The following is an 8,559-nucleotide window of genomic DNA, read 5'->3' as shown; positions in this document are numbered from 1 at the left end:
CGGCGGCCGGGTGTGGCCCGGCCGGCACCCGGGCCTCACGGGGGCGCCGGCCGGGCGGCCGATCAGATCTTGATCTCGACGTCCCCCAGCGCCACCGAGACGCAGGTCTGGATCCGCTCCCCCGGACCGTGGTCGGTGCCGTTGCGCAGGTCGCGGACGTGGCCCTCCTCCAGGCCCACGACGCACGTCTGGCAGATACCCATCCGGCAGCCGAACGGCATCTGCACGCCCACGCTCTCCCCGCCCTCGAGGATCGTGGTGGCCCCGTCGAGCTCCACCGTCTTGTCAGTCGAGCCGTACTTGACGGTCCCGCCCGACGCGCCCGCGTTGCGGTCCACGGTGAAACGCTCCATGTGGAGGTCGTCCCGTCCCGTTGCCTCGAAGTGCTCGGTCAGCTCGTCGAGCATCGCCGAGGGCCCGCACGCCCAGGTGGGACGCTCCGACCAGTCCGGCACGAGCGCCGACATCTGCTCGGAGTCGATGCGGCCGTCCTCGCTGGTCACCCGCAGGTGCAGCGTGTAACCCGGCTGGGTGCGCTCCAGCGCGAGGAGCTCGTCGTGGAACAGCGCGTCATCACGGTCGCGGATCGAGTGGACGTGCACCACGTCGGGGAACCCCTCGTCGGCCGAGCGGCGGTCCAGCGACCGCAGCATGCCCATCACCGGGGTGATGCCCGAGCCGGCGGTGACGAACATCAGCTTCTCGGGCGTGGGCGAGGGCAGGTGGAAATCACCGGCCGGCGCCTGCAGCCGGACGATCATCCCCGGCTCGACCGTTCCGACGATATGGTTGCTCAGCAGCCCCTCCGGCAGGGCCTTGACCGTCACCGAGTACTCGCCACGCCCCGTCGTGGGCGCCGACGTCAACGAGTACGAGCGCCAGGTCCACCGGCCGTTGAGCAGGACGCCGATCCCCAGGTACTGACCGGGGCGGTACTCGGGCGTGGCGCCCCAGCCCGGCTTGATCACGAGGGTCACCGCGTCGTCGGCCTCACGGCGCACGGAGACGATCTCGCCGCGCAGCTCGCGGGACGACCACAGCGGGTAGATGAGCGACGAGTAGTCATCCATCCGCAGCGGGTGGGTGAGGCGGTTGAGGAACGTACGCGCCCCCCGCGGCTCCGGAACCCGCGCGGCCGCCGCACGCAGGACGCGATTGAGCCCACTTCTCGACTCGGACACTGGTGCCTCCTTGAAAACGGATCCCCGCGGCCCGGGGGTCGGACCGCCGCTGCCGGACTATGAACCTACGGTAGCGTAGGTTCCCGTCCGGCGGGATCCCCCGGGCCGATTCTCCACGCCGTCGACCCGGGTCCGCAGGCGATCGGGGCAGTCCCGGCATCCGGGCGGTGTCCGGCCCGGGTGCGCCCGCACCCCTAGAGCAGCGTGAGCAGGAACGGCAGTTCCACCGCGTCGTACCACGCCAGGTCCACGTCGAGGGCGTCACCGACGGTGAGCTCGGCGTCCTCGTCCCCCAGATCCGCACGGTCCACCACCTCGACCGCGTCCTTCACCAGGTCCACGGCCCCGGCCAGATCAACGTGGACGGCGGCGATCTCCGCGGTCCCCACCGTGGCACCGTCCAGCCGCACCACGGCGGTGTCCAGGTCCGGCCGCGGCTGCACCCGCCCGTCGGGGACGTCCGCGCTCACCACGACCCGCCGGTACGGGTGGGCCTCGTGCGCGGCGCCGGAGTCGAGTTCACCGCCGAGCAGCCGGAGCGACGCCCGCGCGGCCTCGAGGAACGCCACGTGTTCGATCTCCTCCATGTCGCCCTCGGCGTAGGACTCGATGAGCGCGGGGGTCGCCGCGAACGCGGTGCCGCTCCGCACGGGCATCTCCCCTGCCTCGAGCAGGGTCTCGAGCATCGCCATGGTGGCGGGGACGAACAAACGCATGATGGACTCTCCTCGGGCGGGTGATGGTCAGCAGGCGGTGCTGCTCAACCGGCGGTGCCGGTGAGCTCGTCCAACGCGGACGAGATGAGCTCTCCGATCTCCTCCACGTCCGGGACGGCCTGGCGATCCGAGGTGAACCCGCAGTACACGGTCCCGGCATAGCTGCTCATCGACACGGCCAGCGCCTGCCCCTCGAGCAGGGCCGGGACGGGGTAGACCTCGACGAGTTCGCCATCGCCCCAGAACACCTTGCGCTGGGGGCCGGGCGCGTTGGTGACGACCAGGTCGTAGCTCTCCGACGGCAACATGATCGCCGCGCGGGAGGCCAGCGCGTGCAGGGTGGGCGGAGCGAACCCGGACAGCCGCGCCAGGGACTTGGCCCCCACGGCCTCACGCGGATGACGCTGGGTGGCCGTCTCGCGGGCGATCTGCGCCAGACGCATACGGGGATTGGGCTCCCCGACCGGCATGCCGATGAGCGCCGAGGCGATCTCCGCCGAGGTGGCCTCGCTCTGGTTCTCCGACCCGTCGGCCTCCGAGGTCACCGCCATCGGCACGATCGCCCTGAGCGTGTCCGAGGTGGACAGGGGGTGGCCGCACGACAGGATCCAGGACCGCAGTGCCCCGCAGAGCACGGCGAGCACGACGTCATTCACCTTGCAGGAGTGCTCGCGCGCGATCTCCCGCGCCTGCGCGAGGGGGAAGGACGCCAACCCCACCCGGCTCCCGCGGGGACGGGTGGTGCGGAACATCTCCGCCAGACCGCCTGCGGGACGGAGCACCGACAGATTCGCCGCGCCGACCAGTCCGCGGGTGGCCCGCTCCAGCGCGTGAGCCAGGCGGGCCGAGCGGCGCACCAGCTCCAGGGGGTCGGTCGCGATGGTCATGAGCGCGTCCAGGACGAGGACCCCGTCCCCGGGCGCCGGCACCGGGGTCCACGTGGCGACCTCGTCGACATCCGCGGAGGCCCGCTCGTCCGTCACGAGCACCTGGGCGAGATCCACGGCGTGGGGACCGCCCAGCAGCGCATGGTGCGTCTTGGTGAGGATCGCCAACCGTCCATCCGGAAGCCCTTCGATGAGGTACAGCTCCCACAGCGGGCGATCCGCCTCCAGTGGCCTGTCGACGAGCCGCGCCACGAGGTCGGCCAGCTGCCGCATCCCGCCGGGAGCGGGGAGCGCCGACCGCCGGACGTGGAAACTGAGGTCGAAGTCCGGGTCGTCCACCCACACGGCCCTGGCCAGGGAGAAGGGGATGTGCCGGATCCGTTGACGGTACCGGGGCGCGTCGGCCAGGCGGGCGTCGACGAACTCCATGACGCGGTCGATGTCCCACGGTTCGTCCCTGGCGACCAGCGCCAACGAGCACGAGTGCCTGCTCCGGGAACGCGCGGCGTCACCGAGGAGCAGATCCGCGTCCGCGGTGGCCAACCTGGTCGCCACGGTGTCAGACCACCTCGTCCAACCCGAGGAGTCCCCGGATCTCCACGGCCGCACGATCGAACACCTGGTAGAACACGCCGATCATGCCGGTCCGCACGGCGCCGAGGACGTTCTCGATGGCGTCGTCGACCATCACGCACTCCCGCGGCTCGAGTTCGAGCCGGCGCGCCGCCTCCAGGAACGCCTCGGGCTCGGGCTTCTCCACCCCGGTCACACCGCTGAGCACCACGTGCTCGATCCCGAGATCGCGGGCGTCCTCCCGGACACGGTCCGCCCCCGGCCCCTCGGGTTCATTGCTCAGCACGGCGAGACGGACGTCATTCGCCCTCGCACCGGTCAGGATCGACCGCCAGTTCTCACGGTCCTCCTCCGTGCCGTCCAGCACCCCGAAGTAGTCGACTATCAGTCCACGCATGGGGACAGCCTAGGCAACACCCGGGCACGGTGCAGTAGGCGAGGTGGAACCGGGCGCCCGTTCCGGCGCGTCATGAGGGGTAGAGCACGCCAGACCACCCCGGGTCCGGCGCGGGAGGGAGCAGACCCCAGATGGCACCGACGCCCGTTTCACCACCCACGACGGTGCGGCCTCCCCCGCCGGCCGAAACCGATCGGGAGGCCGGCCGCGTCCGGCCCCTACCCTCCACCGAACCCGCGCCGGGAGTGCCGGGGGCCGCGGGGACGACGGATCGGGAGTGCGTCGTCACCCCGCCCGCCAGGCCGGTGCCGGCTCCGGAACGCGGCGTCCCGGTCCCCGCGCGGCGGGCCGCACACGCCCTGGTCGTCATGGCTCTGGAAGTCGTGGATCGCAGGCGGGCCCCGCACCACACCAGGGGCGCGTTCCCACCCCATCTCGCAGAGATGCTGCGCACGCTCGCGCGTGACGGTGTGCCCGGACAGCACCTGGGACCGGCCAGGGTTCACCGGCTGCACATCCACGCCGCGGACCCCGGTAGGGCGGAGTCCGGCAGGTCGGAAGGCCGCACGGCCGACCCCGGACGGGCGCCGGACGCGGATGCGGTGGACTACGAGGTCTGCGCCACGTACGCCCGCGGGCCGCGACTGTTCGCCGTCGCGGCCCGCATTCGGGTCACCCCCACCGGTGCCGGCTGCGTGGCCCTCAGGTTGGTCTGAACCATCCCGCGGGCCGCGCGGGGGTGCCGGGTCAGTCCCGGCGGCCCCTCGTGGCGGCCTTGGCCGCCCTCTCGCGGCGCTCTGCGCGCTGCTGCCGCTCCTGAGACCGCCGCTCCGCCCGGTTCGCGGAGGCACCCTCGTCGACCAGCTCCGGGTCGCCACTCTCCGACGGGCCGGAGAACTGCATCTGGTCCGCACTCACATCCCGGCCGGTACCGGCGGCCCGGAGGATCGGATTGGCGCCGGCGAGTGCCGCCGCCTGCGACGCTGACGGACCGGCCATCGCCTTCTGCTGCTGGTTGGCCTCGACCTTGACGTTGAACAGGAACGCCACCGTCTCCTCACGGACGCCGTCCATCATCACCGAGAACATGTCGTAGCCCTCGCGCTGGTACTCGACGAGCGGGTCACGCTGGGCCATCGCGCGGAGGCCGATGCCCTCCTTGAGGTAGTCCATCTCGTAGAGGTGCTCGCGCCACTTCCGGTCGAGGACCTGCAGCATGACCGACCGCTCGAGCTGACGCATGGCACCTTCGCCACCGATGCCCTCGATCTCTGCCTCACGCTCGTCGTAGCGGGCGAAGACGTCGTCGAGGACGGCGTCCTTGAGGTTCTTGGCGGACAGGTCGCCGGACGACCCGTACTCGTCGCCGTCGATGATGTCCTGCGCCGCGATCGTCACCGGGTAGAGCTGGTGGAGCGCGTCCCACAGCTTGTCCAGGTCCCAGTCCTCGACGTACCCCTCGGCGGTGGCACCGTCGACGTAGGCGCTGACGACCTGGTAGATCATCGACTCGACCTGGTCGGTGATGTCCTCGCCCTCGAGGATCCGCTTGCGCTCACGGTAGATCACCGTGCGTTGCTGGTTCATCACCTCGTCGTACTTGAGGACGTCCTTACGGATCTCGAAGTTCTGCGACTCGACCTGCGTCTGGGCGTTCTTCACGGCCCGCGAGACCATGCCGGCCTCGATCGGCACGTCGTCGGGCAGGCTCAGGCGATTCATGATCGCCTCGACGGCAGCACCGTTGAAGCGCCTCATGAGCTCGTCACCCAGTGAGAGGTAGAAGCGTGACTCGCCCGGGTCGCCCTGACGTCCCGAGCGCCCGCGCAGCTGGTTGTCGATGCGCCGCGAGTCGTGCCGCTCGGTGCCGAGCACGTACAGGCCACCGGCCTGGCGGACCCGCTCCGCCTCCTCCTTGGTGAGCGTGCGCATCCGCTCGATCTCGGTGTCCCAGGCCTGCTCGTACTCCTCCGGGGTGGTGACCGGGTCGAGTCCGCGCTCGCGCAGGTTGAGGTCGGCGATGATGTCGGCGTTGCCGCCGAGGACGATGTCGGTGCCGCGGCCGGCCATGTTCGTGGCGACCGTGACCGCACCGGGCCGTCCGGCCTGCGCGATGATCTGCGCCTCCGAGGCGTGGAACTTGGCGTTGAGGACGTGGTGCTTGATGCCCTTGCGCGTGAGCAGCTTGGACAGGTGCTCACTGCGCTCGACCGAGGCGGTGCCCACGAGCACCGGCTGCTTCTTCTCGACCCGCTCGGCGATGTCCTCCACGACGGCGGCGAACTTCGCCTCCTCCGTCTTGTAGATGAGGTCCGCCTGGTCCTCGCGGGCCATCGGCCGGTTGGTCGGGATGGGCATGACCTCGAGCTTGTAGATCGAGTAGAGCTCGGCGGCCTCGGTCTCGGCCGTGCCCGTCATGCCCGCCAGCTTGTCGTAGAGCCGGAAGTAGTTCTGCAGGGTGATGGTGGCCAGCGTCTGGTTCTCGGCCTTGATCTCGACCCGCTCCTTGGCCTCGATCGCCTGGTGCATACCCTCGTTGTAGCGACGCCCGTCGAGGACGCGGCCGGTGAACTCGTCGACGATGATCACGTCACCGTCGCGGACGATGTAGTCCTTGTCCTTGGTGAACAGCTCCTTGGCCTTGATGGAGTTGTTCAGGTAGCTCACCAGGGGCGAGTTCGCGGCCTCGTAGAGGTTGTCGATCCCCAGCTGGTCCTCGACGAACTCCACGCCCTGCTCGGTCACGCCGATGGTCCGCTTCTTGCGGTCGACCTCGTAGTGGGTCCCCTCCTCCAGCAGCGGCGCGATGCGTGCGAACTCGCCGTACCACTTGCTGGAACCGTCGGCGGGTCCCGAGATGATGAGCGGGGTCCGCGCCTCGTCGATGAGGATCGAGTCGACCTCGTCCACGATCGCGTAGTTGTGGCCGCGCTGGACCAGGTCGGCGGTGTCGTGCGCCATGTTGTCGCGCAGGTAGTCGAAGCCGAACTCGTTGTTGGTGCCGTAGGTGATGTCGGCGTGGTAGGCCTCGCGGCGCTGCGCCGGGGTCATCCCGCCGAGGATCGCTCCCACCGACAGGCCGAGGAAGCGGTGGACACGACCCATCCATTCCGCGTCGCGCTTGGCCAGGTAGTCGTTGACGGTGACCACGTGCACGCCGTTACCGGCCAGCGCGTTGAGGTAGGCCGGCAACACACAGGTCAGGGTCTTGCCCTCGCCGGTCTTCATCTCGGCGACCGAGCCGGTGTGCAGCACGATGGCGCCGATGATCTGCACCTTGTAGGGCTTCTGACCGAGGACCCGGTGGGCCGCCTCGCGGGCCACCGCGAAGGCCTCCGGGAGGAGCTCGTCCAACGTCTCCCCGTCGGCGACGCGACGCCTGAACTCGTCGGTCTTTGCCCGCAGTTCGTCGTCGCTCAGCTTCTCCGTCTCGTCGGCGAGTGTGTCCACGTAGTCGGCGAGAGCGGTGTACTTCTTGAGCTTTCGCCCCTCGCCGGCACGGAGCAGCTTGGAAAGAATCGACACAGTCTCGAACGTCCTCGTGGTCGGGGAAGTGGTCGTGGATACGGCGACCTGCGTGGCGACACGCGGGCCCGTCCTCATCCTAGGCGCTGTGGGCCGTCGTGACACGCCGAGGGCGGTCCGGTCAGGGGGGGACCGGACCGCCCTCGGGGGTTACGGGACGGGGCCGTCAGCCCTCGTCGCTCAGGGTGATGAGCCCGTAGTCGAACGCGTGCCGGCGGTAGACGACGGTGGCGCGTCCGGTCTCGGTATCCCGGAAGAGATAGAAGTCGTGGCCCACCAGCTCCATCTTCTCGAGTGCCTCGTCGACCGACATCGGGGCGCCGTCGTGCTCCTTCTTCCGCACGATCTGTCCCGGCATCTGCTCGTCGACCCCGTCGTCGTACTCGGCGCCGTCGACCCCGTCCAGCATCTCGGCCGGGGCGGCGTCGGCCGTCAGCTCGGCGGTCGCCTCGGCGACGGACTGGGGGCGCCGGTGGCCGGAGTGGCTGATCTTGCGCCGCGTGCGGGCCTTGCGCATCTGACGCTCGAGCTTGGCGACCGCCGACTCGAGGGCCGCGTAGAAGGTGTCCTCGGCCGCCTCCGCGCGAGCGACGCCGGGCTTGCCCTTGAGGGTGATCTCGATGCGCTGGCTCACCTTGGACAGCCGCGGGTTGTTCTCGTGCAGCAGGATCACGTCGAACCGTTGGATGGCCGGCGAGATCTTCTCGATCTTCGCGAGCTTGGCGTTGATGCGGCTCGCGAAGTGTTCGGGGACCTCGACATTGCGGCCACGGATGGTGACCGGGGCCTCCGGCGTACCGGGGTCGTCCGTCGACGGACCGTCGAAGGTGGCGGGATCAAGCAGGACTGCGGGGGTCTTCGCCATCGAAGCTCCTCCTCATCGGGCCTGCGGCGGACCGCTGCGGCCGATCCGGTAACCGCCCGGAATCCCGGCCGAAGGGGCCACCCACATGGCTGAGTGGATACTCTGCAGACGCTGTCCACCGGAGCCGCCAGGCGGCGAACGTGCTGGTGAACGCGTCCAAAACCCACCCTACCCCCTCGCGTGGGCGCGGACCCGCGGACCGCGAAGGTCGCGTCGACCCCTCCCCCGCGGGGAGTGGTCCGCCGTCAGGCGGCGGTCACGGCGAGCACACCCGTGACGCGCAACCCGCCCGCGTCCAGGACAGCGACGCATTGCGCGGCGGTGGCGCCCGTGGTGACCACGTCGTCGACGAGGAGCACGGTCGACGGTGTCCCCAACAGGGCGGGCACGGTCGCCGGCGCCCCCGGGGTCGCCC

The 8,559-nt window shown here is 70.3% G+C and carries 7 protein-coding genes and 1 pseudogene; 1 reads left to right on the top strand and 7 read right to left on the bottom strand.

What is annotated here, in order from left to right; genetic code table 11:
* Nucleotides 1-62: 62 nt before the first annotated feature.
* The 4 genes from G6023_RS11265 to G6023_RS11250 form a co-directional block, all read right to left on the bottom strand.
* A complete protein-coding gene (locus tag G6023_RS11265; protein WP_067712304.1) occupies nucleotides 63-1,181 on the bottom strand; it encodes a ferredoxin reductase in 1,119 nt (372 codons plus the stop codon).
* A 194-nt stretch (nucleotides 1,182-1,375) separates the two neighbouring features.
* Entirely contained in the window at nucleotides 1,376-1,897 is a 522-nt protein-coding gene (locus tag G6023_RS11260) for a DUF6912 family protein (protein ID WP_067712302.1), read from the bottom strand.
* A 44-nt stretch (nucleotides 1,898-1,941) separates the two neighbouring features.
* Nucleotides 1,942-3,339 carry a wax ester/triacylglycerol synthase family O-acyltransferase gene (locus G6023_RS11255; protein ID WP_069388692.1) on the bottom strand — a complete coding sequence of 466 codons (1,398 nt, stop codon included), beginning with the start codon at nucleotides 3,337-3,339 and terminating at the stop codon, nucleotides 1,942-1,944.
* A gap of 4 nt (nucleotides 3,340-3,343) precedes the next feature.
* Nucleotides 3,344-3,754, bottom strand: coding sequence for an HAD family hydrolase (locus G6023_RS11250; RefSeq protein WP_067712297.1), 411 nt, complete (start codon nucleotides 3,752-3,754; stop codon nucleotides 3,344-3,346).
* A 368-nt stretch (nucleotides 3,755-4,122) separates the two neighbouring features.
* Between G6023_RS11250 and G6023_RS11245 the strand changes: the two genes are divergently transcribed.
* Nucleotides 4,123-4,470 (top strand): hypothetical protein, encoded by a 348-nt coding sequence (locus tag G6023_RS11245; protein WP_241727822.1) that lies wholly within the window; start codon nucleotides 4,123-4,125, stop codon nucleotides 4,468-4,470.
* Between the two features lie 31 nt (nucleotides 4,471-4,501).
* On the opposite strand, the gene secA is transcribed toward G6023_RS11245, so the two are convergent.
* From secA to G6023_RS15995, 3 genes and pseudogenes are all read right to left on the bottom strand, one after another.
* Nucleotides 4,502-7,279, bottom strand: a complete 2,778-nt coding sequence (secA, locus tag G6023_RS11240; RefSeq protein ID WP_067712293.1) for a preprotein translocase subunit SecA — start codon at nucleotides 7,277-7,279, stop codon at nucleotides 4,502-4,504.
* 166 nt (nucleotides 7,280-7,445) lie between these two features.
* The gene (hpf, locus tag G6023_RS11235; protein ID WP_069388695.1) at nucleotides 7,446-8,144 is read right to left on the bottom strand and encodes a ribosome hibernation-promoting factor, HPF/YfiA family; all 699 of its coding nucleotides are present in this window, start codon (nucleotides 8,142-8,144) and stop codon (nucleotides 7,446-7,448) included.
* Nucleotides 8,145-8,389: 245 nt separating this feature from the next.
* Nucleotides 8,390-8,559 (bottom strand): annotated as a pseudogene (locus G6023_RS15995) (ComF family protein); the annotation flags it as partial.

This window comes from Dietzia sp. DQ11-71, from assembly GCF_014144995.1.
GTDB lineage: Bacteria > Actinomycetota > Actinomycetes > Mycobacteriales > Mycobacteriaceae > Dietzia > Dietzia kunjamensis.
This window is presented reverse-complemented; position numbering and strand designations above follow the sequence as displayed.